At 40.5% G+C, this 26138-nt stretch carries 29 protein-coding genes, 1 tRNA gene and 6 pseudogenes; 13 read left to right on the forward strand and 23 right to left on the reverse strand.

What is annotated here, in order from left to right:
* Nucleotides 1–329: 329 nt before the first annotated feature.
* Nucleotides 330–1520, reverse strand: a pseudogene (locus CS369_RS25400) (shufflon system plasmid conjugative transfer pilus tip adhesin PilV); the annotation flags it as partial.
* 166 nt (nucleotides 1521–1686) lie between these two features.
* Here CS369_RS25400 and CS369_RS21190 point away from each other — a divergent pair.
* Nucleotides 1687–2136 carry an acetyltransferase gene (locus CS369_RS21190; protein WP_196908593.1) on the forward strand — a complete coding sequence of 150 codons (450 nt, stop codon included), beginning with the start codon at nucleotides 1687–1689 and terminating at the stop codon, nucleotides 2134–2136.
* An 88-nt stretch (nucleotides 2137–2224) separates the two neighbouring features.
* Here CS369_RS21190 and CS369_RS24750 read toward each other — a convergent pair.
* The 3 genes and pseudogenes from CS369_RS24750 to CS369_RS21205 all read right to left on the reverse strand — a co-directional run bounded on the left by CS369_RS24750 (nucleotide 2225) and on the right by CS369_RS21205 (nucleotide 3814).
* Nucleotides 2225–2509 (reverse strand): annotated as a pseudogene (locus CS369_RS24750) (conjugal transfer protein TraD).
* The gene (locus CS369_RS21200) at nucleotides 2506–2757 is read right to left on the reverse strand and encodes a hypothetical protein (protein WP_196908594.1); all 252 of its coding nucleotides are present in this window, start codon (nucleotides 2755–2757) and stop codon (nucleotides 2506–2508) included. Before CS369_RS21200 ends, CS369_RS24750 begins: the two are co-directional and overlap by 4 nt.
* A gap of 355 nt (nucleotides 2758–3112) precedes the next feature.
* Entirely contained in the window at nucleotides 3113–3814 is a 702-nt protein-coding gene (locus CS369_RS21205) for a hypothetical protein (RefSeq protein WP_196908595.1), read from the reverse strand.
* A 760-nt stretch (nucleotides 3815–4574) separates the two neighbouring features.
* On the opposite strand from CS369_RS21205, the pseudogene mobQ reads away from it, so the two are divergent.
* From mobQ to CS369_RS24235, 3 genes and pseudogenes are all read left to right on the forward strand, one after another.
* A pseudogene (gene mobQ, locus CS369_RS21210) lies at nucleotides 4575–5974 on the forward strand (MobQ family relaxase).
* Nucleotides 5975–6156: 182 nt separating this feature from the next.
* Nucleotides 6157–6777 (forward strand): hypothetical protein, encoded by a 621-nt coding sequence (locus tag CS369_RS24230; RefSeq protein WP_244665165.1) that lies wholly within the window; start codon nucleotides 6157–6159, stop codon nucleotides 6775–6777.
* Nucleotides 6778–6807: 30 nt separating this feature from the next.
* Nucleotides 6808–7302: a hypothetical protein gene (locus tag CS369_RS24235; protein WP_244665166.1), complete on the forward strand. Its 495-nt coding sequence runs from the start codon at nucleotides 6808–6810 to the stop codon at nucleotides 7300–7302.
* A gap of 434 nt (nucleotides 7303–7736) precedes the next feature.
* Here the strand turns inward: CS369_RS24235 and CS369_RS21220 are convergent, their stop codons facing one another.
* Nucleotides 7737–8390, reverse strand: coding sequence for a hypothetical protein (locus CS369_RS21220; RefSeq protein ID WP_196908596.1), 654 nt, complete (start codon nucleotides 8388–8390; stop codon nucleotides 7737–7739).
* A gap of 16 nt (nucleotides 8391–8406) precedes the next feature.
* Nucleotides 8407–8972: pseudogene (locus tag CS369_RS21225) on the reverse strand (DNA-directed RNA polymerase subunit beta).
* Nucleotides 8973–9608: 636 nt separating this feature from the next.
* Between CS369_RS21225 and CS369_RS21230 the strand changes: the two are divergent.
* Nucleotides 9609–9986 (forward strand): hypothetical protein, encoded by a 378-nt coding sequence (locus CS369_RS21230; protein WP_196908597.1) that lies wholly within the window; start codon nucleotides 9609–9611, stop codon nucleotides 9984–9986.
* Between the two features lie 596 nt (nucleotides 9987–10582).
* Nucleotides 10583–11248 carry a hypothetical protein gene (locus tag CS369_RS21235; protein WP_210769505.1) on the forward strand — a complete coding sequence of 222 codons (666 nt, stop codon included), beginning with the start codon at nucleotides 10583–10585 and terminating at the stop codon, nucleotides 11246–11248.
* Nucleotides 11249–11648: 400 nt separating this feature from the next.
* On the opposite strand, the gene CS369_RS21240 is transcribed toward CS369_RS21235, so the two are convergent.
* On the reverse strand, nucleotides 11649–11951 hold the full coding sequence (locus CS369_RS21240; protein ID WP_196908599.1) for a hypothetical protein: 303 nt from the start codon (nucleotides 11949–11951) through the stop codon (nucleotides 11649–11651).
* A gap of 1278 nt (nucleotides 11952–13229) precedes the next feature.
* Here CS369_RS21240 and CS369_RS21245 point away from each other — a divergent pair.
* Nucleotides 13230–13895 (forward strand): annotated as a pseudogene (locus CS369_RS21245) (DNA-binding protein).
* A 194-nt stretch (nucleotides 13896–14089) separates the two neighbouring features.
* Here CS369_RS21245 and CS369_RS21250 read toward each other — a convergent pair.
* The 13 genes and pseudogenes from CS369_RS21250 to CS369_RS21305 all read right to left on the reverse strand — a co-directional run bounded on the left by CS369_RS21250 (nucleotide 14090) and on the right by CS369_RS21305 (nucleotide 19216).
* Entirely contained in the window at nucleotides 14090–14494 is a 405-nt protein-coding gene (locus tag CS369_RS21250) for a hypothetical protein (protein WP_196908601.1), read from the reverse strand.
* A 62-nt stretch (nucleotides 14495–14556) separates the two neighbouring features.
* Complete coding sequence (locus CS369_RS21255) at nucleotides 14557–15120, reverse strand: hypothetical protein (protein WP_196908602.1); 564 nt, start codon at nucleotides 15118–15120, stop codon at nucleotides 14557–14559.
* A 42-nt stretch (nucleotides 15121–15162) separates the two neighbouring features.
* Complete coding sequence (locus CS369_RS21260) at nucleotides 15163–15537, reverse strand: ATP-binding protein (RefSeq protein ID WP_196908603.1); 375 nt, start codon at nucleotides 15535–15537, stop codon at nucleotides 15163–15165.
* A gap of 296 nt (nucleotides 15538–15833) precedes the next feature.
* The gene (locus tag CS369_RS21265; RefSeq protein WP_196908604.1) at nucleotides 15834–16052 is read right to left on the reverse strand and encodes a DNA-binding protein; all 219 of its coding nucleotides are present in this window, start codon (nucleotides 16050–16052) and stop codon (nucleotides 15834–15836) included.
* A 60-nt stretch (nucleotides 16053–16112) separates the two neighbouring features.
* Nucleotides 16113–16478 (reverse strand): hypothetical protein, encoded by a 366-nt coding sequence (locus CS369_RS21270; protein ID WP_196908605.1) that lies wholly within the window; start codon nucleotides 16476–16478, stop codon nucleotides 16113–16115.
* A 57-nt stretch (nucleotides 16479–16535) separates the two neighbouring features.
* The gene (locus CS369_RS21275; protein WP_196908606.1) at nucleotides 16536–16832 is read right to left on the reverse strand and encodes a hypothetical protein; all 297 of its coding nucleotides are present in this window, start codon (nucleotides 16830–16832) and stop codon (nucleotides 16536–16538) included.
* 74 nt (nucleotides 16833–16906) lie between these two features.
* A pseudogene (locus tag CS369_RS24240) lies at nucleotides 16907–17142 on the reverse strand (hypothetical protein).
* 27 nt (nucleotides 17143–17169) lie between these two features.
* The gene (locus tag CS369_RS21280; RefSeq protein WP_196908607.1) at nucleotides 17170–17520 is read right to left on the reverse strand and encodes a hypothetical protein; all 351 of its coding nucleotides are present in this window, start codon (nucleotides 17518–17520) and stop codon (nucleotides 17170–17172) included.
* Nucleotides 17521–17549: 29 nt separating this feature from the next.
* Nucleotides 17550–17762, reverse strand: coding sequence for an AlpA family transcriptional regulator (locus CS369_RS21285; RefSeq protein ID WP_196908608.1), 213 nt, complete (start codon nucleotides 17760–17762; stop codon nucleotides 17550–17552).
* A gap of 197 nt (nucleotides 17763–17959) precedes the next feature.
* The gene (locus tag CS369_RS21290; protein WP_307833740.1) at nucleotides 17960–18259 is read right to left on the reverse strand and encodes a DUF6387 family protein; all 300 of its coding nucleotides are present in this window, start codon (nucleotides 18257–18259) and stop codon (nucleotides 17960–17962) included.
* 48 nt (nucleotides 18260–18307) lie between these two features.
* Nucleotides 18308–18673: a hypothetical protein gene (locus tag CS369_RS21295; RefSeq protein WP_196908610.1), complete on the reverse strand. Its 366-nt coding sequence runs from the start codon at nucleotides 18671–18673 to the stop codon at nucleotides 18308–18310.
* Between the two features lie 28 nt (nucleotides 18674–18701).
* Nucleotides 18702–18890 (reverse strand): DUF6387 family protein, encoded by a 189-nt coding sequence (locus CS369_RS21300; RefSeq protein WP_196908611.1) that lies wholly within the window; start codon nucleotides 18888–18890, stop codon nucleotides 18702–18704.
* Between the two features lie 238 nt (nucleotides 18891–19128).
* Nucleotides 19129–19216, reverse strand: a tRNA-Ser gene (locus CS369_RS21305).
* A gap of 230 nt (nucleotides 19217–19446) precedes the next feature.
* On the opposite strand from CS369_RS21305, the gene yccA reads away from it, so the two are divergent.
* Together yccA and tusE are read left to right on the forward strand one after the other, a co-directional pair.
* The gene (gene yccA, locus CS369_RS21310; protein WP_196908612.1) at nucleotides 19447–20106 is read left to right on the forward strand and encodes an FtsH protease modulator YccA; all 660 of its coding nucleotides are present in this window, start codon (nucleotides 19447–19449) and stop codon (nucleotides 20104–20106) included.
* A 154-nt stretch (nucleotides 20107–20260) separates the two neighbouring features.
* Nucleotides 20261–20590: a sulfurtransferase TusE gene (gene tusE / locus CS369_RS21315; protein ID WP_196908613.1), complete on the forward strand. Its 330-nt coding sequence runs from the start codon at nucleotides 20261–20263 to the stop codon at nucleotides 20588–20590.
* Nucleotides 20591–20597: 7 nt separating this feature from the next.
* Here tusE and yccX read toward each other — a convergent pair whose 3' ends face one another.
* Entirely contained in the window at nucleotides 20598–20876 is a 279-nt protein-coding gene (gene yccX / locus CS369_RS21320) for an acylphosphatase (protein WP_196908614.1), read from the reverse strand.
* Between the two features lie 202 nt (nucleotides 20877–21078).
* Between yccX and hspQ the strand changes: the two genes are divergently transcribed.
* Nucleotides 21079–21387, forward strand: coding sequence for a heat shock protein HspQ (gene hspQ, locus CS369_RS21325; RefSeq protein ID WP_196908615.1), 309 nt, complete (start codon nucleotides 21079–21081; stop codon nucleotides 21385–21387).
* Between the two features lie 36 nt (nucleotides 21388–21423).
* Here the strand turns inward: hspQ and CS369_RS21330 are convergent, their stop codons facing one another.
* Complete coding sequence (locus CS369_RS21330) at nucleotides 21424–21837, reverse strand: CoA-binding protein (RefSeq protein WP_196908630.1); 414 nt, start codon at nucleotides 21835–21837, stop codon at nucleotides 21424–21426.
* 251 nt (nucleotides 21838–22088) lie between these two features.
* On the opposite strand from CS369_RS21330, the gene CS369_RS21335 reads away from it, so the two are divergent.
* Nucleotides 22089–22739: a DUF2057 family protein gene (locus tag CS369_RS21335; RefSeq protein ID WP_196908616.1), complete on the forward strand. Its 651-nt coding sequence runs from the start codon at nucleotides 22089–22091 to the stop codon at nucleotides 22737–22739.
* 142 nt (nucleotides 22740–22881) lie between these two features.
* Nucleotides 22882–23340 carry a methylglyoxal synthase gene (locus CS369_RS21340; protein ID WP_196908617.1) on the forward strand — a complete coding sequence of 153 codons (459 nt, stop codon included), beginning with the start codon at nucleotides 22882–22884 and terminating at the stop codon, nucleotides 23338–23340.
* A 41-nt stretch (nucleotides 23341–23381) separates the two neighbouring features.
* On the opposite strand, the gene helD is transcribed toward CS369_RS21340, so the two are convergent.
* Entirely contained in the window at nucleotides 23382–25436 is a 2055-nt protein-coding gene (gene helD / locus CS369_RS21345; RefSeq protein WP_196908618.1) for a DNA helicase IV, read from the reverse strand.
* A gap of 225 nt (nucleotides 25437–25661) precedes the next feature.
* Here helD and CS369_RS21350 point away from each other — a divergent pair, with 225 nt between their 5' ends.
* Nucleotides 25662–26108 carry a YccF domain-containing protein gene (locus CS369_RS21350; RefSeq protein ID WP_196908619.1) on the forward strand — a complete coding sequence of 149 codons (447 nt, stop codon included), beginning with the start codon at nucleotides 25662–25664 and terminating at the stop codon, nucleotides 26106–26108.
* The last annotated feature ends 30 nt before the right edge of the window (nucleotides 26109–26138 follow it).

Consider the following 26138-nt stretch of genomic DNA (forward strand, 5'->3'; position numbering starts at 1 on the left):
ACAGAAAATGTGTAATCACTGCCCGCAGTAGTGTCTACGGCATGGAACAGCGTCACACTAGAACCGGATGCCCTGCCATGGTCGTATTCAAAGGCCGCCGTTTTATCAGATTCAACCAGAACCCCATTAGCATAGAGATTTGCGGTCATTTAATACACAGCGTAATAGACAACCCAATTGACGTAAGCGTGAACCAATATTTTACCGGAAGCACCACTTCTACAGGTAAACGCTGTATTGTTGTTAATGTTGCCTGATGACACGACCGTATTGCCCTCGTTGCCCTTCCATTTACCATCAATACAGCACACAGGCGAACCGCTAGCAGCCTTGCTGATGAGTCCATTAGGTGTGCATGTATCCCCGACAGTGGCTGTTGATGTAGGTTGGATGTATCTGCCTGCTATATTGCCTGATGCGCTGATTGCGCCAGAGGTTTTCCCATCATTCGATGCTGACACAGTAAGATCACCGCGTATCTTTTGACTTCCCCATACATCCAGCTTAACAGATGAGTTATTATCACCATTGAGGGAGAGATAACCATCACCGGCCCCGCCTGCTACGTTAATCAGCACCGCATTCTGATTACTGGAGCCACCGCAGCCAATTTGGATACTGCTTCTGTTAGTCTTGGCAGCAACATAGCTGTTCGAATCAATGCCATTCTTAACGGTAAGGTAGCTGTTCATAGATACGTTTTTGCCAAAAGCAGAGAAACCCGTCACCGTCAAATCTTCCGAAACGGTGACGTTCTTGGCAAAGCGTCCATAAGAACCGTTGAACGAAACCGCGTTGACATCACCTGACGCGTTAATGTTTTTGGCGTTGTTGATACTCTGCCCTCCCATATTGAGATCGCCCGTCATTGGCAATATGCCATCACGACGCAGATAAACAGAATACATTGAGGAATCTTATCCAACGCGGTAGGCCAACAAACCCGCAGCGTTTATTCTGGCGTGATTGCTTTGGTTTTCGGTCCATTGGCCACCCGTGCCAGATGCAACTGATGCTGATTGCGTCATACCGCTATCAATGTCAGCAGCTTGCATGGCTTTGCCTAACAAGGCATAACGAATACGGTTTCCTTCTGACCACGGCAGCGTTGTAATGATTAACCCGTTAATGACATAGTTAGGTGTGGTGCTAGCGCGTTTTAATAGCATCTTGTAAGAGGACTTCTGCACGTTGATACCGGTATACCCTGCTGGCAGCAACCCTTCATTAACCAACGTTTGGTAAGTGATTTCACATCCATTAGCCGAACAGGTTCTTGGTCCCGGATCGCTGGTCTGGCTGCTACTAGATGAGAGCGTTGAGAGTTTCTCATATCGGATACTGATATAACGATTAACCGCCTCCCCCATCTGTTTCATTTGTGAACCTACGGTATTCGCCATGATATTTTCATGATCGCTTTTCATGTCCTGAAACTTCATGAATGCCATTGCTGTGCCAATGCCTAAAACCAATGTTATTTCCAGTAAGGAAAATCCTTTCTTGTTTGTTATTTTTATTTTCACGTAAATATTAATTAGCAAAAATAAAGAGGTGGTCAAGAGCTTAATATACTTTAAAAATGAATCCACAATATTTATGGACAGATTCATAATGAGCTAACAAAAAATTATTAATTGAAATCGTAGTTGTGATATAATCTATAATCAAATGGTTTATTAAATTATGATTGAATTCCGCATCTCCACCCCTCAAGATATTTCATGTATAATGGAAATATGGAATAAGGCTATTAATGCTACTCATCACTTTTTAGCATTTGAAGATCGTTTGGCTATAGAAAAGGAACTTTTCACCTTCTTTCCCACAGTAGAACTCACACTTGCTTGTGAATCTTCAGGGTGTATCATTGGGTTCATGTATTTGCACGACGGGCATATGGAAGCACTCTTTGTAGATCCGGATTATCACGGACAAGGAGTAGGCAAAGCGATGGTACACACAGCTCTGGCCCAATCCCCCGAATTAACTATAGATGTAAATAAACAAAATCAACAGGCAGTAGGCTTCTATACACGCATTGGGTTTGACCAGGTTGGACACTCCGAATTTGACAGTCAGGATCGACCTTATCCATTGATCCATCTTAGATATCGGCAGCACTCAGGAAATTAACTACCGCGCCCTCTGGGGCTTGCTCAACAGTTCACCGACCTAAAAGCAAGTTTTAGCCCGGTTCACCGTTTTGACGTGAAAAACATGATTAGGTCTTGGATTTATTTATAACACTTTCGATATAGATTTGGCCCTGTGCTCTATAAACCTGAACATCACTCTCATGAAGATTGGGTATGTTAAGTAAAATCCCAAAGACCAATTCCTTATCTACATAACCAATATCACATCCTAAGACTTTGGCAACCTCTGCACCGAAAATAATTTTCTGACGTGTGTTTTCTTTTTTTGTTTGCTATTTCTTTTGGGATTCCAAGAAGTATAGACGTTCTTGTGCTGAAGCAATTTGTTGTTTAATATCTTTTCTGGTTATTTATGTTCTCCCCAATGTTTTCTCTTGTTGACATAAGGGATGTCAGCATAACCATTACCAATTTGTTTCTTGATTGATTTTATTTTCATCTTGAACTGTTGTTTAATCTGGTGCTGTTTTGCTTGTTCCCGCATATTAATTACTATTTTTTCAGCTTCTAAATAGGCTTGTTCTGTATCGGTATAGATACCATCATCAAGAAGTCGCTTTGCTTCCCAATCAATGGCTTCATCATTGTTTTTGTACATTAAACCGCCTTGTATTTGTTGTATATTTTCCTTTACCACATTTTGGATAATTATCAATACAGCAAGATGATTTTATTTAAATAAACATATTGCTCTCATATTTATTCCCAAACCATTAACCGTTTATTATTATGATAAAATATGGTATAAATATAATTTTAAGATTGAAAGCTTTTCATAATTTAAGTTATAATCTCAAGACTGCATGGCAACTTAACAAATTAAGTTGAACGCTTTATGCTAATGTTTGGCATCTTCTGAATAAACCATCAAAAAAGCATACGAGAAATAAAGTTTCTTTTGTACCTAGCACTTATCTCTTTTTCAAGTATAGAGTTATATTTAGTCGATAAATCTAAATACTTACTATTTTTTCTTCACTTTGCCCTATATATGTAAACATATCTAGCATCGGGTGTAGAACTGTATTTATCATCTCATCAGTATATTTTCCTGAATTCCGTAAATCACTAATATCACCAAAAATAAAGAAAGAGTTCAGAGTTTTATTCACATCAACACCATCAATGACTTCTTTATATTTATCGAATCGATATTGAATATCTGAATTTAGTTTCACTAAGACTACTTCGTTCTCTTTATTTATACGTTGATAATCATCAAAGGTACCAGTAACTAAAGAAGTATTCGTAAGAAGTTGATATAATTCACTACGACAAGTATTCAAGTCTAAAGTATACTGTTTAGATTTTTCATTTAACTCACTAGCCTTTTGTAACAACCCTGATAAGAATATCTTATACTCTTCAGTAATACGAGGACCAGTTCCATTTACAATAGTTTGGTATTGATTAAACATAACAGTGTAATTCGCCGTCATGGCATAATAATTAGCTGACAAACCTCTTGAAATGTTATTACACTGGCGTTTTTTATTGATCAGGGGATTATAATAATCCTTCATTATATCACTACGAAAAGTAAGTTCATTCTTATAAGATTCAAGAATCATACCGAAGAGAAGTGTACCAATAATTAAAGGCACTAGTGAAATAACCAGACTTTTCCAGAGTGAGCCTTCTATTGAAATTGTCATATTAAAACCTTTAATTTGATTATAGATATTAGAGTATCATTAATGCCTATTAATTTATATATCACTGTCAATCTTACTCTTTCATTACAAAAAATCATCCGAAAAAAGCATACTCACTAAAGATTAGAACAGATTGTCGTCGCTATGTATTTTATTAATCGGTGCATTCTAAAAAAATCTAATATTGGAGAAAAGTTGAAATTTTTCCATATGGCATGATAACATTCACTAATAACTTCATCTAATACTCACCACGTTACTTAAATTTTTTTTGTTAGTGCTTTTGTTATTATCTCTTAATTTTCATTTCTGATTTCACACGTTAACCTGTGAATTGTGCAACAGAGAAAAGCATCTAACAACATAGTTACTATTATTGTTTTAGTACTTTCACTCCTTCAGGCGGAATAAATTAATACTTATATTGTCCTTCGGACACCATTTAAAACCCATCAATGTAATATCGCGGAACACTTCGCCCTTTCATCCAGATTTCGCCGCTGAATTCGGCGTTTTATTCTTACTTCATTTTACAGTCCTTAATATATTTTGTATCAATTAAGTAAGCGGTTTTTACATTGTTAGAAAAAACAATGCCCACTTATACACTCACTTCGTGAGCGTGTGGGGTCTACCGACGGTTGCCTACCGCAGGCTAAAACCAAAACCGTTTTCCTACGAAAAACAAAATCAAGGTCAACATAAAGTTTTTCTTGCGAAAAACTAACAGCAGCATGGTTATATTTGAGGTGTGTATTTTATGGCTATTTTTCATCTGGAGTTTAAAATTGTGAAGCGCTCAGAGGGCATGTATTCCTGTAGAAAAGCTGCCTACCATGCGCGTTGCAGAATAACAAATGACGGCACTGGCAATACCTACGATTTCAGCCACAGAACAGATTTATGCCATCATCAGATATTAGCGCCTGTTTCAGCTCCTTCTCATATTATTGAAAGCTCAACAGCCCTTTGGAATGAAGTCGAAAGGGTTGAACGCCAAAAGGATGGTCAAACAGCCCGTTATTTTGATGTGGCTATTCCCTGTGAACTACCCTATGACGACAAGATAAAATTAGTCGTTGAATACTGCCAGAAAAATTTCGCTGATGAGGGGATGATTGCCGATATTGCCTTTCATGATCTCACTGGTGGAAATCCCCATGCTCATGTGATGTTGACATTAAAACCGATCACCGCTGATGGCTTTGGCAAAAAAGAAAGAAACTGGAATGACAAGAAAAACGTAATCCTTTGGCATGAAGCGTGGTCTACCCTTGCCAACGACTATCTTGAAGCCGCAGGGACTGAGGAACGTATTGATCACCGTTCTATCGATACCCAGCACACTGAAGCACTGGAAAACGCCGTTATTACCTTAGACGTGGAAGAAAAAGCGCTATTGCTTGCCAAGGCGACGTTGACCAGCCGTCCAGCTATGCAACGTGTTCATCGTGCCAAGTGGAACAGTAAGAGCGTTCAGCAAAAACGTGCTGCTGAACAGGCTGTTCGTGATGAGATGAAACAGGAAGCACAGGCCACATACAACACCTTCAAAGAGTTGGATCTTCAGACGTTGTTGACCTCAGAAGTTTCACAGTGTCGCAGCTTCCTGAACCTGTTGAAATCGTATTGCCTGAAACAGGTTCGCAGTCGGCATCATCAGAAGGCCAAAAACCTGTTCTGATTGCCCCTACGCCTCATACACGCACTAATTTGAAAGCCCCATCCTCTTCAACTTCCAGAGCGATTAAACGCGCTCCTGTAAAAAGTAAGAAAAAGCAGGTTAAACCCCGTCAGAGTAATGTGTTCAAGCGTTTCACCCTACTGGTGGTTGAATATATAAGGGAGAAATTCATCTGGGCCAAGAAGAAGCCCGCTGTGGTTCCTTCTGATGTTGAACACGATAAACGTATTGCTGAAAACTAGGTCTTTTACGAGGTGCAGGGGATCTATGTGCCACGCGCTGAGTATGAAAGACGCGCAAGGTTTAACAACGATGACTACAAGCCAACCAAGGATGAGATCAGACGTTTTCCAAGTCGTCAGGTTATACCTGAGAAAGCAGATAACAAGTTGGATTACATGCCTAGACTCTCGGCTGATAACCCCCCAAAAGCACCTAAGTTAGTACCACCAAGTTTTCCGCCCGGCTGGAAATAATTTGAGTGCCTTAGCGACATAGTTAATAGCATTAATTATTAGCATGATCTACAAAATAAATATTTTCCATATTTAAAAAAATATAGTATATATAAGATACAATTTATTAATTTATCAGAGTTCACTTGAAGTTATTTTAACCTATTCAGCAAGACATGGATCGCTTGATAAGGATTTAGCCAATGACATCAACAGTAGATTTTTTTGAGACAGATTTCTCCGCGACACTTTACCCATTAAAAACGAATTTAATTTTATTCAAAAATCATGCGGCTGATATGTCTGAATATATATATCAAAAAGTAATAAACCCATCGTACCCGGCAGATAATTTTCTTTCTCAACATAAAGTTTTTGCAACAAAACCGAAATGTCATCTTCGTAGAACTATAAAATTAGACCCCATCGCTGAATATTTTATTTATGATGTAATTTATCGAAACCGAGTTATATTTAGACCAGAAGTAAGTGATAGAAGAAGTTTCGGTTATAGATTTAAAGATGGTAGTCGCATACCAGTTCATATATCGTACAATGAATATAAACAACATTTGCGTTCTTGCTCTCAAGCATATGCACACAACATTCATTTTGACATAGCATCTTATTTTAATAGTTTATATCACCATGACGTGGTTCATTGGTTTGAATCAAAAGATACCGTCGCAGCAACCGATGTAGTTGCTCTGGGGCAGTTTTTCAGAGAAATCAATGCTGGTAGAAGCATTGACTTTATGCCACGTGGTATTTATTCGACAAAAATGATAGGTAATGAATTCTTAAAATTCATTGATCTGCATTGACAAATTAAATCGAAAAAAATAGTGAGATTTATGGATGACTTTACACTATTTGATAATGATATAAATGTATTAAACAGTGATTTTATTAAAATCCAACAATTGCTTGGACAGGTTTCACTTAATGTTAATCCATCCAAGACCTTCTTTGATAATTCAGTAGGTGATGTTAAAGACACCTTAAGCCAGATAAAAGCATCACTAAAAGAGATTGTGACTGAATACGAAGAAATCCCCACCGCCTCTGGTGTTGAACTAGTTGAAATGAATATTGAAGTAATCAAGAATCTTGATATCACTCAGGTTAACGCATTAATTGAGCTTCTGAAAGATGAGAACTTGGAAGAAGCAGATGCAGATTTAATACTTGGCTTTCTGAGAACACATAACGATAGCTTGCTTAGCCAGATACCTATGCTATTGACAAGGTTTCCCAACTTAATAAAACATATTTATACCGTTTGCTCTGGCATCAGAGACAAAAAAATTAGTAAATGTATTACTAGATTATCTAAACGCAAACAGTAATTTTTTAGAATATCAGTTATTCTAGATTGGTGCTATTGTTGAAGATTATTTATTAGGTGAAGGCGAATATGACTCTGTTTTACTGAAGTTATTTGAACTATCCGGTGATTTTAAAATTTCACGAGCAAAAATATTAGAGATACCAGAAAAGGGATTTGGTTTAAAGGAAATAAGAAATGACTACCTTAAAACAGGCCAGTCAGATTGGTTGTCATGGTCATCAGCAATAGGCTCAAGAAGCCTAAAACCCGGAGAAAGAAATTACATTCTTGATTATTTTTCAAAAGCATCCCCTATAAACCACCTTATTGCATCATGCGTTAAGAAATTATAACTCGATGTGCAACATTCATATTTTTTAAAAACATCTGATATGAACGTTGCCATGCTATGCAAATATGATTTATAAATTTAACCAAGCTGATAGTAGCATTTTAAAATTCATCTTTATTCTCTAGAGCATCCCGATAGCACCTCTGCTCGACAATACTCAGATTGGGATCAGACAAAACACTCCGTCCTTTAACAGCAATATCGTAATCAATTTGAGATTGCGTTTCATATTCTTTGGTAGGTTTAAAATAATCGGAGTGCGATGCAGATGACGGCGCATAAGAGCCAGAATATGTTTTACTTCCAGCACAACCGAGATAAGCCAACAGACAAGCAAACATGAAGAACAACGTCCACACCACATTGTATCCATTAAGCGTGTATTCACTGCCATTCACATCTAAAAACACACTATGAAACCTACTGGTGTAGACAATCAGGAATGATGACATAGTCACAGCCCTACTTTTACCTACGGTTAAATGCTTACGCATAAATTTCACTGTTGGTAGCAGAATGACCACAAACAGCACAATAGCAGTAATAACCAGCCATATAGGGAACAGTCCGTATTTTCGTGTGGTGTTCTGCGATACCGTCACCAGCGATAGCACCAAGAAGGCGTTTAGCAGAAACAGTCTGAACACCAGCGATACCTTTACGTTCTTTGATGCCTTCCTGAGAAACAGCACCGGGACCAGTGATGGTATGTTCATCAGCAGGCCAATGAAAAACACCCAATAGATAGAGTTCATAGCGTTTATCCTGTATCTACCGTGCGGCCCAGCCGTTATTGGTTTTCACCAGAACAATTTTGGCTTCTTCTGGTTCAGTCATCCCTTTCACACCGGAGAACGCATTTTTATCAACCCAGCCCAGCAGGCCATCCAGTTTCCACGTGTAGGTCACTTGTGTGGTTTTAGCGCCAGCGCCATCACTCGGTTCAGTCCAGCTTGTGATCTCCACTTGATCTCCACTACAACACGATGACCAACACAGGCACCTTCCTCACGGTTCCAAAAATCAACTTGCTGGCCTTTGTCGGTGACTTCCAGAACATCAACGCTACTAAAGCCGTTAGACTGTTGTGAAACATTGACCAGCCCCTGTTCAACAAGCCCATTCAGGATTTCATCGCTGACATTGTATCCAGCAGAACGGTAGCCATGATTAATCTTTACCGGAAAACCTCTGTTGAACGCAAAATCATTGTTTTACAGTGAGTAGCACACCTTTGATTTTGAAATTTTTGCGTTGATAGCCTTCTCAAAATCACCTTTCTCACCACATCCCGCCAGAACAAGAGCTGTGCAAGTAACGAGTAAAATCGTCTTCATCATCTTCCTATCCATCCTGATAATCAAAAATGCTGTTATGTTTTGATGCCTTTCTGGTTGCCTGTAAGCGTTCCTGCTTGTTCTTACTGGCATAACACGGCAAAGCCACCTAATTAACCAATTGATAGAATTCAATCATTTTTTAGGTCTGTCATATCGTTTGTACCGATCAAAATCAAAGCAATGATAGAAATTAACTGCCATGTTTTATTTTTCGATCGATTAAAACAATTAAAGCGCCGTTCGAAAGAGCATCATTAATCGCTAATATCTATTAATATAAACTTATTGATCCTTTTTGTCGATCATTTTCTTGCTAGATGAAACGTTACTGGATAAAGTGAACGATAGGACTACAGGCCGATTTATACGCAGGTTCAGGCAGATGAGGCTACAGGCCGCAAGACCTGCTACAAAAGCGGTTCTATAGCCTTCACGTTGCTGTTATCAATGCAACATCAGGGAAAACAACCATGAAGGATGCCGTTAGCTGATTAGATAAAAAAATTCATAGGATTCTGATAAGCGGCTCTCTTCGTCAGTCATTAACACAAATTTAAATAGCCAGAGGTATATCGCATCTGGCTCCGGCATTTTTACGCCTATTTTTACGTTTACTGTTTATATGGAGTTAACATGAAAAAACTATTTATCGCTGCGTTGGTGATGCTGCCTCTTACTGCTTGCACCACCTATGGTAACAAATCCCTTAAAGACGAATCCCAACAAAACGTAAAAAACAAAATCGTTAAAGGGAAAACTACCCAGCAAGATGTTATTAACGCATTCGGGGAACCACAAACGCGAGCCACCAATGACGGTCAGGAAATGTGGTCCTACTCCAGCATCTCAGGCGAGACTCAGATCTCAAACTACATTCCCGGTCTAGCCCTGCTGAAGAACAGCAACACGGCGCATATAAACTCCCTCGAAATCTGGTTCAAAGGGAATGTTGTTGACCGATACAATTTCAGCCAAACGACGAGTAAGGTTTCGAAGGGATTGTTGGATTAATTAGTATTTATCTGACGTCATATAACTTCAAAAACTTTTTAATACAAATATCCACAATGGGCCTCAGCATACGTTAAGACCCTATTTCCTTTTCAAGGAAAACTAACTATTTTGACCTAGGCTTCACATAAGCGGATTAAAGTAGATACATCTAAATTTTCACATCTAGACTGGATTGTTATAGGATAAAAATCTTCTCATCTTTAATCTGAGCCATTTTATATTTTATATACGAATTTTAAGTTAATCAATACAATCAGAACAAACATGCCATATAATGGTAGTAGTTAATACCTAATCACTCAAAGAGAATGCTTTCTCGTCATTTTTTAAATAGCTGTTCCGAATAGTAGATCACTTAGTAACTGATATTAATAATTCCGTTTCTTATCATTACAGCTATGGAACCTTGATATCAGAGGCTTTCGAGATGTAAAACTGATGATTCCTTGTGCTATATGGCTTGCACAGAATGTAGCAGTATTAAGAACAGCTATTTAAATATCATCATTTTTTGAAATTAAAACTATTAATTCTATGGGCCATTGAGTTATATTACATATATCTTTTACACAACCATTTAAGAGCAGGCCTTGATGAAGCACGAAAGCATCAATACATTCATTGCTGTAATTGGTCTAGGTTTAGCAGCATTCAGCACCTTCATGCAATTGAAACCTCAGAGTGATGCATTAGATATAATCGCCACGACAAGTAATGCCAAGAATAAGGGTTTCTATCTTAAAGAGGGGAATCTGCCTACAGAACTTTTTGAGGAATCAAGAAGTCTTGCAGGCTCATATGATGTAACTCTTGAAATAACGAATAATTTAAATAGAACCGTTAGCATCAAGGCTATTGAGATAAAATTCATTATAAATGAAGGTAATGCAATATATTATAATGACATGATATACTCTGAGTTTGATAGAAATATACTAAATACCCCTATTCCATATGAAGCTTATTCCGTTAAAAGGCTGAAAATATTTTTAAACATACCAATTATCTATGATGATAGATTCCGAAAATGTTTCCATCCAACTAGATTTATAAGCGAGTACGATAAATATTTTGATAGTATTAAACATTGCTATTATTCAAAGAATACTGACATGATGGATAATAAAGTCAACTCCCGCACTTTGGATGGAGGGGGAGTTATCTTCACACATGAAAATAAGAACTCGTTAAGATATGAGATTATTGTCACAACAGGTGATAATACAAAAATAAGAAAAGAATTCAATATTCATGGGTAAGCAATGATTGAATAATAATTTATCATAAATTAGCGTAGAAGCTGCCTAGTTTTACTAGCGGTGATTATCTTTAGTATTGACAAATCACCCCCTACCAGACAACATATAGTTATTGCTCTCACCACGGAAATTTTTAATGATTTCGAAAAAAACGACATATTTTTCAATTTAATAATTAAAATTAATGCAATTAACAGGAAAGTCATTAGTTATCACATTGAATTATAAAACATATTTCTCACCTATTTTACTTCTTATCCTGATACTATCGAAAATATCTGTAGAATTAAAATCCATTATCAATTCATTTTTACCTATAAAAAACAAGATAAAATAAGTGTATAACTTAAAAGATAAAATAAGAATGTATCGAAAACGTAAGCACGCATTTCAATCTTATTCAGTACAATACAACAGCGATCTTCATCCTATCAACCGCTTGAGATAACGCCTCATAGAGATCGCCCTCAATCTCATGCCCAAACTCACAGTTCCTGAACATTACCACATAGCCATTGGTCAGAACTCGCATATGGGCAAGGTTTATCGGTTCTATAGCTATTCTGATGTCTGTACCTTTGTATTCAGCTACTGGATAGCCCATGTCGGTGTGAAGCATGATACCGCCAGAGGCTTCCAGATCGGATAAGAAGTTATCTTCAGCTATGGCTTCACGTAGATCCTGTAGGCCAAGCGCGTTCATCAGTTTGGACTCATCTGGAGCATTGGCTTTTACCCTGCCGCAGTAATAATCATCATCCAGAACACTTACGGGCGTGTTGGGATGCTAACTGTTATAGGCTTTGGTCTCTGACATCAGAGATTTTACTGTTTCTTCGCTTACTTGACTAAGTTCAGAAATTAATCTCCTATATATATTTACCATACGTTCCTTATCACAAGCATTTGCTGATTCTGATAGGAAAAAAAATCGTAATCTTTAATATAGATGTTATTGTCATTTTCGAGAGTAAGTTTTATCCCGTGTTTTTTTTCTTCAACGTCTTTAACTATATAGGTCATAGATGGTATGTTTTCATTTGCATGAAAGAGCGTAATGATTTTAATATTATTCATTTTTTGATTTTCCTTTTTATTTTTTAATACCATATTTATTTTAGGAAAATCAAATTTAATTTTTGGATAATAACGTTTTCCGTGATAATTTAATTTTCTTTTGAAAAGATATTTATCTTATGAGCTAACGCTCATGTGCTGGCGCACGGCTAAGCCCTAACTCTAAGATATGTATTTTCATATTGATGAGGTTAATTTTTAATATTGATAGTAAAAAGAGGAAAGATCTTTTCCAGATCATTCCATCATAAAATAACAAAATTGATCCTATGTTTGAACATAGCATTACCGCGATAACATATAGCATTTGCTCTTAAACTTATAGGAAAACTATATTCAAAGAAGCAGCACTTAGTGATTGTCCAAAACAATCACATTGCTGAAACAGGACTTGCCCCTGTTAGTGATGGATTTATCCATAAAAGATCGCGGCGACAGCCACTAATAAAGTTAAAAGTAAATTTCATTCTTTACGACCATACTATCGTTATGAATTTAATAACAGAAAGCAGCGCTTCGTGATTGTACGAAACAATCACTTCGCTGAAAATAAGCATCAAGAAAACCACATGTTCCCACGTAAAACTCTCCGCACATAAAAATAAAGGTAAACTGGACTCTCTTAACTTCTTACTAATTATTTAATTATAAGCACTATCCCAACCCAATAAAATAAAGGCTTCATACCTTTTTTTGCTATGTTCAAACATAGCAGATACCTATATGCGCACATAGATCCGTCCTATGTTCGAACATAGCAAGATCTATGTTTGAACATAGTTTTTTTAACATATAGCAATATCATAATAATAAAAGCCCTATTTTATTTATAGTTTAACTATTGACTTTTATTTTTCTGCATAGTATTAAAAACAACAAAATAAAAACTATAAGAGAGAATAATATGAATACTAATGACACTAAACTACTTCGCTTATTTGAAACATTAACCACCGAACAAAAGATTGATATCGCAAGACACTTGCTGCAAAACAAAGATATAAAATCAACTACCGTTATTGCAACAGAAGAAGATAGAGCGATCTCATTTGCACAGCCCTATGTTTTTGCTTTTACTTCCAACTTTCGTGTTTTTTCTGATTTAGATATATCGAAGAATGAATTCCGTGTATTAACTTACATCTTAGAATACATGGAGTTCGGAAACCTTATCAACCTTTCACAGTCATCACTCTGTAAAGCGTTGAATATCGCATCTGGAAACATGTCCAACATATTCAAAAAGCTAAAACAGAAAGGCATTCTCGTTGAACATCATGGACACCTGTATATTAACTCGAATATTTTCGCCAAGGGTATGAGTCATCAACTTGATGAGACACGTAAAGAGCATTTAGGTAATGCCAGAAGCCTTAATGCTGAGATTGAATAATATCCAAAGAACTATGCTGATTACTTAAAAAAAGAAAGATGAAGCTTAGCTTTAGAAACTGAAACTAAAGAGATCTATACTGATGCTTTTGTTTTTAGTAAGAAGAAAAAGAATAACGCTGTTCTTAATGCTAAAAACAGTATACAGATCGATAAACCCCAAAAAGTATACAGATAAACAAAGGAAAATGGCTGTTTAAATACTAATGATAACAACAATATTGGCAGCACCAACAATACGGTGTAGTATTATCTGACAGAGCTCTGAGTTTTATCATGATTGAACCTGACAGTGGCGAAATGCGGACGTTACGCTCGCACCATAAGAAAATAATATTGATAGACTTGTAAATTCTCAATCAACTAAGATGATTAATACTTTGAACGCTTTGCATATTCACTGCTAAGAGATTTCAACAGCTTATTATCACGTTCACTTTGAAGCGTTCGCTTCTCTTCTTCCTGTTCAATCTCTTTTTCAATTTGCGAAAATGTTTTACGTCCACGTGTACTTAGTTTCGCCTTGACAGTTGGTTCGTTGCTTGTGAAATTTTTTTCAAAATCTAATTTAATGGTTCTCATTTCAGCGTGCATTTTTACATACCCTCTAACCATGCTTTCTTTAAACTTATAAAAGCCACGCCTTTTATTTCCGAAAACTGAAATAACAATCTCTCCATAATCAGCCTTGCTTAACAGAGACAATATCCTTCCAAATTTTTTCTCATCAGGTGGAACATTAGTTATTAATTTTTTCCAGACAAGTTGATTAATCACGTCAGAGTAAGAAATAAAAATATCACTTTTTTACGCTGCATATCTGCCGAATCAGCCACAGCCTAAAGAAGATACGCCACATCCGGGCTTCTACCTGCTGTAGCTAAGTTATAATCTTTCTTCAAAAACTCAGCGACGGAACTAACAGCATCTTTTAAACCTTCTAAAAACAAATGAAAATTTATTTCATCTGTGTTACTCTGATGAGCTTTAATTAACATATTTTCACAGATAAGATGAACGTAGTGCGGATAACCATCACTAAGACCAGCAATTCTAAAACGAATATCGTCGGGCACTGATAGATCAAACTCCCTAAATGCCCTATCAATAATAGCGTAGTGTTCACTCCACGACAGTGGCTCAAGATTTAACTCTTGGATTTGGCGTGAGCTTGAAGCATGGCCGCCCAGCAATTCATTTAATGAATCACCTATACCTGTAAATATGAGTTTTACAGGGCTTTTCTTATCACCAAGCTGTTTTAATAGCGTGCCAAATTTCTCTTTTTCTTCAAGTGAGATTATCCGATCAAACTCATCAATGACAATATAAGGGGCTTTTGAATAAATTTTTGTTAATAAGCCCAGTGCATACACAGCAGAAGAAACATCATTGATCTCCACTTTTTCTTGCTGTTGTTTATGCGTTTTGTTTTCTATCTTAACTCAAGTGGCACTAATACCTATAGATGCGCTCGCAGACCACTCCGAACGACTAGCATCAATCTGTTCGACCGCATCCCGAAAAGCATCAGCAATGATCCCTGCAAGCGTAGACTCTGGAACACAGCTCACAAAAATAGGATCATTATCTTCTTGCATATTGAAAGCAACGGTATGCACTAAAGAGGACTTTCCAACTCCGCGATCACCATAAATAAAAGCATGCCGACCCGGCGCATGTAGTGCTGTTTCGAGTGTATCCACCTGATCGCCTCGACCGAACAGAAACTCATTAGTATCAATTGGTTCTGCCGGACGGACAACGGTGTATAAATCGTTTAAGAACTCATCTCTTGAGACTTGTAGAAAATTTTTCACTAACGCCCCTTGATAACTGTGCAGCGAGCGAACGGATATACAGATGTAATAAATACTGTATCTAACGAAACTACAACCGAATTTTATATTTTATAGTTAAGATATAAAACAATCAATAGCAATTAATTAGCCCTGCTGGTGGTATAGCAGGAAGCGGAGTGATCTGTTTCTCAGTTTTTAACGCATTATATAGTTTGTAATGTTCTCTTATGACTCAAAACTGCCTATCAGATGATAGTATAGCCCCATCCACAAAAATACAGATCAAATCTGAGTTACCGCCAGTCAAGTAGATCCTATGGTGATACCCGATCACGCTCCATCTGCTTGAGAATTTTTCTCATCTTCAGCTTACGCGCCTTCTTCTCCCCAATCTCCTGATAGTATTCTTCACGCCGCTCCGCTGCTACCTTGCGGAACTTCTTCAACAGTTGGTTCAGTGTTTTGATGTCAGTAGTAGCGGCTTCAGCTTGGATTTTTCTATACATAAACATAACATGGAATTCATCAATCATTTTTAACCCCTCAGTTTTATCTATTTTATTTCCCTCTTAACGAGGGAATATATTCACTATTTAATGACGATTCACTGTCATTTTTAACTTCCAATAAATAGGACCATCAGTGTCATCCTGCTTTATGTTTTTTAAAACCAGCTTAATGATATGTTCTTTATGCCAATATAAAATCATTTCTTTTATCTCATCAACGTTGATGTCTGATAAGTCCTTATATATTCCATCCTTTTCACACTCTTCAACCTCATACGCAATCAAAACATCATAAAGTATCTCTGACAGTATTTCCCCATTTAAAACATTCATTGCAGTTTCAGGTTCCTTTTCATATATGCTATAAATCGTTTTACAATAGCCCTGTAATATTGTTGAAATAAGATATATTGCTGTTTCACTCTTTTCATTTAATACCATCTCTTTCATTTTTAATTCTTCTGTTAGGTTGATTGTTGTTAGCCCCTCGCGGGGCAACGTTAAAACTTACTTCCTAAAGCTATCCGAATACCACACCAACTTTTCTGCAACTTGTTCAAAGTTAACCTCTCTAATATCACCACTATTCCCTTCTTGAGCGGTGAACTTCTCAAAGTTGTTCTGTATATGATTCATCACATTCATAATGAATGGACTCATAAAATCTGGATCATCCAGATAGTCATTAGTGTCTCCATCACCATTGACTTCCTGAAAGATTTTCCAGCTTGCTTCAAACGATCTTTTAGCGAGATCGAAGAACAACACTGTAGATTTATTATTAACTTCATTATTTTTAGACATAATTAACCCTCACTTTTATATGATTATTTGAAATTCATTTTATTTTAGCCCCCAGAATGGGGGAAACAGAAAAACTACTTCTTATAAACTAGGTTTATGATTACAGATCCATATTCTAAATCCACCTCATCAAGTAGCGCTTCATTCACTGCCTATTCAACGCATCTAACAAGTGTTTATCCCCCATGATTTCCTCGATAGAATAGCCACTCAGAGCAACAAAAACATTAAAGTTCTCTTGGATTGTTCTCAATGTTTTAGGCGTTCTTTTACATAACATACTTACTATTACTGATATATCATTTTCCATTTACACATTCCTTTTTCATATTTATTATTAGCCCCTTTCGGGGCTGAATAGATAAAAGATACTGATTAGACATGCAAGATAGCTCATTGCCTGATGAATCTGCCTTAAATTAACCAGCGCTTCATCAAAATAAATGTGATTAATCAATGTTTTATACTTATATTTTTTCAAGAATTTGTTATAATCTTTATTGCCATTTTCTATTATAGATTTTAAAACACCTTCCATATAATCATCGCCTTCAATATTATGATAGAATCTTTTTCCCATGTATTCCTGCATACGTTGTAGGTAAAGATAATAATCCTCTGCGCTTTTCAATATAAAAAACTTTGTGGCGTCATTGCTGACATTCATTTGCATTGTTGGCAACATCATATTTTTTATTTCATTTTATTTTATTTATATTATTTAGATACATTACGTGATTGAGCAATAGCGTTATCAATCCATGCGTCAATCTCATTTTCTACAAATGCCACAGACCTTAACCCTATTTTCACCTTATCTGGGAAACGGCCTTCTTTGATAAGGTCATACATCTTGGTTCTACTAAAACCGACTCTTCTCAGAACTTCAGGAACACGGATTAATCTTTTTCCTACGATTTCATTTCTCATTTGTCTTTTCCTCTGTTGTTTCGACAGGAGCTATAGTAGGAAAAATTGAGATCACAAGATGCAGGGATTGACAGACAAGATTTTTTGAGCAAGTGGCAGGAAGCGGTTTTCGGGGAAAATGGGAGTTTGCGGATTTCGCTGGTTTTGAAGAATGGGGACCAGCCTTGGCAATAGTCCCCAGCACGTAGGAAGGGGGGTTACTTCCCTTTCTTCTCGTCTTCCTCTTCTTTTTCGTTCATCTTCATGGCGTCAGCGACCTTGGTATCCATCATGTGGTCATTCTTGCTCAGGTAGAGGTTAAACAGCCGATCGAATTCGCCCGTGAGCACTTTTTCAGCGAACGGTTTATCGGTATCCTTGATTTGAGCACCGCCCCTGATGACTTCAGCGTCATTAGGGTAGAGAAGTCTGGAAAGCTGTTCGTAGGAGATTTTTTCGTTGTTTCTCTTCGCCCAAAGCAGCAGATCCAGCATTGGGATAATCCTCCAGTTGATCACTTTTTTGATCGTGCTCAGTCCAAACCTAAATGAAGCTGTTCGCGGCTTCTAGAGATCATGAGTCCTGCGCCATTCAGGAAGCATAAGCTTCATATGTTCGATAACTTCGTCATCCGTAAGAACGCGGATGTTGAGTTCAAGATAAAGCGGTTTATAAAGATTCAGCGTATCAACATCTGTCAGACGCCACATGCCTACACTGCTTGATGTAGGCGTAAGCGGCCCACTATCATTACGTCCCAAGCTTCTAAGTATATTGAGATCTTTTAATCGATGTGCATATCTCGCTACATCCATAACAGTTATATGCCTGATATGTCTTTTGGCATCTGAAAGTGGATTTTCGACAGCTTGTCGTAATGGGTAATCTTTACCATACACAGCAGCAGGTTTATCGCTAGGGCTAACCAGCAAAGGCTGTCCGGCTAAAATCTTAGCCTCATTACCAATGATGAATTTGACGATACACCCTGTCGCTATCATCCAGTTCTAAATTAAAGTCATATTCAGCTAGCTCTAATCGAGTAACTAACTCCCTCTTCAGGTCACTAACTGTTATCTCCTGTAAAACATCATAGTTACTCAGCTTGAACCACTGTTTTACCGCTTTCATGACTTCGCTGGCTTTCACTCGCGTCCCTTCTTAATTGTTAGCAGAAATCTCTCAAGACATTTTCTATCGATTTCAACGCTTGGCAACAGCTAAAGAGGAATTTTTGACGATATGGACAAGAGGAGATGAGCGGATAATCAGGGGAAATTAGATGAAAAAACAGGTAGGCTAGAAACAAAAAAAGTCCTTTTATACGGGACTTTTATGCTGTACAGAATCAAAAACCATTTGTAACTAATTGATTCTATTGAATGAGTGGCGGAGGAGGTGAGATTCGAACTCACGGAGCTGTTACACTCGGCGGTTTTCAAGACCGCTGCCTTAAACCACTCGGCCACCCCTCCACAACGAAGCGAACTATAAACACAGCCCGAAAGGTTGTAAAGCCCGATAACGCTCAACTGTGCTAAAAATAACCTATTTAGCGTTAACTGGACGTAATATCATCATAATGCTTATAAAATTAGCACTTCACAGCGTAAAGAAGGGTAAAACGTCTTTAATAACCCTATGCAACTATCTATGCTGATATCCTGAGTCATAATAATCACTTAACAGAGAGAGAGTCGCTGCCATGAATCGTATTGTTGTCTCTTCCAGACAGGAAAGCTCACTGCTCAGCACTCACAAGGTGCTGCGTAACACGTATTTCCTTTTATCACTTACTCTGGGCTTTTCCGCGCTTACCGCAACCGTCAGTACCGTGCTAAACCTCCCCGCCCCTGGCTTGTTGTTGATGCTGATAGGGTTTTACGGGCTGATGTTTTTGACCCACAAACTCGCTAACAGTCCAGCAGGTATTCTGGCAGCATTTGCGCTCACTGGTTTTATGGGGTATACGTTGGGCCCAATTCTGAGCTCACTAATTGCCTCCGGCGCCTCTGACATTATTATGCTTGCATTGGGCGGCACGGCCCTGGTCTTTTTCTGCTGCTCTGCCTATGTTCTAACAACGCGCAAGGATATGTCATTCCTGTCCGGGATGATGATGGCAGGATTTGTTGTTCTGATCGTCGGGGTGATTGCCAATCTGTTCCTGCAACTTCCAGCGTTGCATCTTGCGTTGAGCGGCTTGTTCATTCTGTTCTCTGCCGGTGCCATTCTCTGGGAAACCAGCAACATCATTCACGGTGGTGAAACGAATTATATTCGCGCCACGGTTAGCCTGTACGTTTCCATCTATAACCTGTTCGTGAGCTTGTTGAGCATTTTAGGCATCATGCGCAACGACTAAGCAGATTGAGGCTTGTGCCTTTATCATTCCACTGATGTAACGGGCCTGAGTTTGGCGTCTCTGCCGATCAGGCCTTTTTATTCCCCCTTATCCCCCATTCTTCCGACTGACTTTCTTTGCTACACTTCGCTTAAAACAGGGGTTACGAGGCACTATGTTGGAGTTTGAAGGGCGTTTTATAGAAACGGATGTACAGGGATACTTGCTTAACAGCGCTGATTGGAGTGAGTCTCTCGCGCCACTACTGGCAAAGCAGGAAGATATCGCGTTAACAGATGCGCATTGGGAAGTGGTGCGCTTTGTTCGCCACTTCTATCTGGAGTTCAACACCTCCCCGGCGATTCGCATGCTGGTAAAAGCGATGGCACAAAAGTACGGCGAAGAAAAAGGTAATAGCCGCTACCTGTATCGGCTCTTCCCGAAAAGCCCAGCCAAACAGGCAACCAAAATTGCAGGGCTACCTAAGCCGGTAAAATGTATCTGATATTCGGCTAATAGCGGATTGAAAAACCCGTGTAATCCATCATCGCGCAGGGCTCGACAAGAACTCGCTCAACACGAGCACTGCGCGGCCCACCCGCTTTTAGCCAAATGATAAGTTGTTCAACCTGCTGCGACTCACCACTGGCTACTACTTCCACACTGCCATCCTCACAATTTCTGGCATACCCTTTTACGCCCAGCTGTCGAGCCTGCTGTTGTGTGTGATAACGAAAACCAACACCCTGCACCACACCGTATACATAGGCTGTCACACAGTGTTCAGACATCTAAACGCCTCCTCAATCATCAATAGGCAGACACCTTTATTTCCTGCACGGCAATACAATATGCATCATACTATTAACAGTAAAATAACTTCGTTCCGGTAGCAAATACGCTACATCGACGTTCCACATACAACTTGAAATTTGGGCGTTCGCGCCCATATTAGAAGTAAGGTTACAGAGTCAGATTATCTCAGAAGGCATTATGATTATCTGTAAATTTGGTATTGGAGAACAGATTCGTCATAAACTACTGGGATACCCTGGTGTCGTGATTGATATCGATCCTGAATACTCGCTGGTAAGCCCGGTGTGGGAGGAACTGTATGCCCACGATACGCTGCGCTCTGCACCTTGGTATCATGTTGTGATGGAAGATGAACAAGGACAAGACATTCATACCTATCTTGCGGAAGCACAGTTGATGCAAGAAGCCCCCGATAATGACAGACACTCTTCTCTGGATGAGCTTGCTAAAGAGATCAAGCAGCGAGCGCCTCGCTTACAGCATTAATACCGGCCGAGGTGACAGGCATTAAGTGCAGACCTTTTACTTGGCAAGACCCAAGCGTGGAATCTCGATTTTGGGACAGCGATCCATCATCACCTCAAGTCCGGCATTTTTTGCCAACACCGCCGCCTGCTCGTTTATAACGCCAATTTGTAACCACAGCACTTTTGCACCAATAGCGATGGCTTCTTTAGCCACCTCGTAAGCAGCCTCTGACTGGCGAAAGACATCAACCATGTTCACCTTGGCAGGAATATCGGCAAGTGACGCATAAACCCGTTGGCCATGAAGCTCTTGCCCTGCCAATTTAGGGCTGACGGGGATTACGTCATACCCTTGCTCCAATAAATAAGCCATCACACCATAGCTGGGACGAGAGACTTTTTCACTGGCACCGACCAAAGCAATCGTTTTTACCCTCTCCAACACCGATTTAATCTCTGCATCCTTCATTGCTGTTACCTCGTATTGCATGAACTCTTTTACAGTGTACACCACTGCGCCACCTTATTTTTGTCTTACATTGCCGATAAATCGGGTATTCAATCTAGCATACCTAAACGTAGAATCGTCAAATAAACAAAGCATTAAACGCACAAGGGGGCAAATCACAACAGCGATAAAAACTGTTAAAAAATGAAAACTTTGACACATTTAGCCAAATACTCAACAATGGCGCGTTAAATGATGCCGGAGGAAAGCTGATGAAATTGTACCGTGTTTTAGTGCTGCTTTTCTTCGTCACGAGCAGTATAACCAGCGCTGCCACCACCCTAAAATTACATCAGGATATTGAACTGCTCGCCGTCGATGGGCAAAAAGTGTCCAGTTCACTGTTAAAAGACGCAGATAGCCTGGAACTGGACAACGGTCAGCACCAATTACTGTTTCGGGTGGTGAAAATTATTTCCGCCTCTGGCGGTGAAAAACGCACTTATTCATCGCCGCTGTTGTTGGCAGCATTCAATATGCGTAATCAGGACGTCATTACCATCCAGTTGCCCGTACTCGACACACCAAAAGCGCGAGAGCGTTTCGACCTCGATGCCCACTACCAGCTCGTGGATAACCACAATAACCCTATCAGCGCACGCCTTGACAGGCTTGAACTGAGTAATAATGAGCTCACTCACCAGTTGAAACCCATCCTGGCACAGTATAATGCCGCCAATAAAAATGCATCCGTGACTGCCTTTACCTCACCCAAGCAAAGCGCGAAAACCTGGCCTGAAAATAACGCAGACAATGCTCAGGACAGCATTGACCCCTTTCTTATCCTCAAATACTGGTTTCGGCAGGCAGACAAAGACACGCAGGATCGCTTTATGAAATGGGCTAAGGAAAAGGACAAGTAATAAAATCGCACCGCTGTTTTGATTATTTTAACCGCAGTTGCATCAATGCGTTGGTTGTTAGTCGCATTTTTTTCATCTACATCTTTTCAGGGAAATAGCGTTCTCGTAATCTGTGTTTATTATTCTGATGAAAGGACGTAACATGGAACTCACCACCCGTACTATTCCTGAACATAAGCACATTGCTTTAGTGGCGCACGACCACTGTAAGCAGGCTCTGCTGGATTGGGTGAGTACACACAAGAACACGCTGTCTGAACACCACCTTTACGCGACAGGCACCACGGGGAACCTGATCCAACGCACCACCGCGCTTCCAGTTAAAAGCATGCTGAGCGGCCCGATGGGGGGAGACCAGCAAGTCGGAGCCTTGATTTCGGAAGGAAAAATCGATCTGATGATCTTCTTTTGGGACCCACTGAATGCGGTTCCGCACGATCCTGACGTCAAGGCACTGCTTCGCTTGGCTACCGTCTGGAATATTCCGGTCGTAACCAACCGTTCCACCGCTGATTTTTTGGTTAACTCAGCCCTTTTTAAACAGCCCGTTGAGATCGCCATTCCTGACTATCAACGCTATCTGAATGAGCGTCTGAAGTAACGCGGCGCATCAGCGCTACCCGGTTGCTGGCAGCGCTGTTATCAAGGTTTCCTCTGAAGCGGAACACCGATACGCTGTAATTGCTCAACAAAGACAGATGGCGCGTCACGATCGTAGAGCAACCAGACCCGGTGTTTCGCACGGGTTAGCGCCACATAAAGTAAACGACGTTCTTCCGCATCAGCAAAAGGTTCCGGCTGGGGTAACAAGACCTGCTCCAGCAAACTTTCACGCGGCAAGGCAGGGAAACCTTCCTTGCCATCGTTCAATCCCACAATCACCACATAGTCAGCCTGTTGCCCCTTGCTGGCATGGATGGTCATAAACTCAATAAGCAGGTTTGGCCATCTCACACTCGCTTTATCCAGCATGGCTGGCCGCAAATGGTGATAACGCGCCAGCACAAGAATACGCTCATCAGGCGTGACGTAACTGCTGAGCTTATCGAACAACGCTTCCAACTGTGTTTCAGGCAGCAGAATGACCGCTTTTTTATCGCCAGCTTGCAGGCTGTTCAGAGGTTTCTTTAACTGATGCGGATTCTGCTGCACAAAGGTATTGGCAATCTCGCCAATACGATCGTTAAAGCGATAGGTTGTATCCAGCGCACAACGCTCACCGAGCCCAAAGTGATGCTCAAACGCGGTGGTCAGCGTCAGTTCCGCGCCACTGAAACGGTAAATCGCCTGCCAGTCATCACCAACAGCAAAAAGGCGGGTACGCAGATTTTGCCTGCGCAGCGCGGCCAACAATTGCGCACGCTGGGGAGAAATATCCTGAAATTCATCGACCAGAATATGCTTCCATGGGCTGATAAAGCGTCCTTTATCCAGCAAATTTACCGCCTGATGGATCAGGCCGGAGAAGTCCACCGCGCCTTCTTCTTTCAATGCTGCTTTCCACGCCTTAAGCAAAGGGGCCATCAAGCGTAAACCACGCTGCAATCTCGGGCGCTTCTCATCATCCGCCAGCGCCAGCATGTCATTTTGGCTCCCGCCCTGCATACGCATTAGTCCGAGCCAGCGATCCAAACGACCACTCAGGCGCGCAGCCAGACGCGCATCCAGCCAGAACTCGCCGTCAGGCACATCCCACGCCATCTCCTCGCTCAGCCACTCCCGCCATCCTTTGGCTTGCGCTTTCTTCTCCGCGCACTGCTGCTGCCAGGTTTTAATCAGCAACTCATGTCGTAGCGCGCCATTGCTTTCCAATCGGCTGATAACCGGCGCCTTATGCGTAGCATGCTGAATAATATGCAGGACCAGCGCATGGAATGTTTTGGCCTGTACAGCGTCCGTGTGTAAGCACGCCTGAATGAGTTCGTTCATCTCCTGCGCGGCTTTGCGGCCAAAGGCAAATAACAGGATTTGTTCCGGCATCGCTTCGTTTTGGTGCAGCAACCAGGCAGCGCGCGCTACCAGTACGGACGTTTTTCCACTGCCCGCTCCCGCCAGCACCAATACGGAATCTTCACCATTGATGACGGCGCGACACTGCGAAACATTAAGCGGAGTCGTTTCTACGCTGTCAAAAAACGCCTGCTCTGAGGAAAGCGTTTTTTCCATCCAGGCTTGATTACAGGCGGTTCGACACGACTCCCCCTCAGCGAGCCACTGCTGACAGAGGGTGTATCTGTCATAACAGTTCACAAACTCCGTCAGCCTTGCCACAGGCAGCGGCAAGGAAGCAAACGTTGCGCGAATATCTGTCTGTAACTCAGTCAACGCCTGACGTGAAGCCCACCCATGGAGGTTCGCCATTTGCTCGATATCGGTGACCAGACGCAGCAACGCATCGGCACACTCCGCGCTCATGTCGTCACTCCACTGACGCCACATTTTCATCAGATAGCGGTAGAACTGCTGGGTTTCCTGCCATTCGGTGCCATGCAGTCGCACCACCTGGTTTTCTGGCAGCACAAACTCCAACGCCCCCCATACCAGCCCACGCTTGCATTGAATATCCAGCAACTGGTTAAAGGGAATGACATACTCGTGTTTCTCACCGCTCACCTGAACGCCCGCATTGAGCAGCCTCACCCGATTGTAGGGGTGTTGCGCCAGATGTTTGCCTAAAGAGGTTGCTTTCAGTTCCATTTTCGTTACGCCATGAAAAAAAAGGCTTTTCGGTAGTTTACCTGCGACACAGACCCTTTCTCCAGTGTTAAAACACGTTAAGATATCCCTGCGCTTGATGTAATATTCTTTCTGATGACATCATACGCGATGTGTGCTGAAGCAATGCCATGAGATGTCTGTATTTTGTAATGATAGATGCCCTATTTACGAGACCTTCGCTACGCCTGACATCATGGAGCAACAATGCGAGCCGTATTGAACATTCTTAATTTTGTGCTGGGTGGATTTTTCACTACTCTGGCATGGTTTATTGCAACGCTAATCAGCATTGTTCTGATTTTCACATTGCCACTGACCCGATCATGCTGGGAAATCACCAAGCTATCACTGTTCCCTTACGGCAATGAGGCTGTTCACATCGATGAGGTAGAGCCTGAGCGTAAAAATGCCGTATTGAGCGCGGGGGGGACAGTCCTCAATGTCTTCTGGTTTATTCTTTTCGGATGGTGGCTGTGTATATCGCATATTGCCAGCGGCATTGCGCAATGCCTAACGATTATCGGTATTCCTGTCGGGATCGCCAACTTCAAACTGGCGGTCATCGCGCTGTGGCCTGTAGGTCGTCGCGTGGTTTCCATTGAAGAGGCACAGGCGATACGTGAAAGAAACGCGCGCCGTCGCTATCGCTAACCGTCGGTAAGGAGCAGACGTTGTTGACAT

The sequence above is a fragment of the Candidatus Symbiopectobacterium sp. 'North America' genome, assembly GCF_015762685.1.
Classification (GTDB): Bacteria; Pseudomonadota; Gammaproteobacteria; order Enterobacterales; family Enterobacteriaceae; genus Symbiopectobacterium.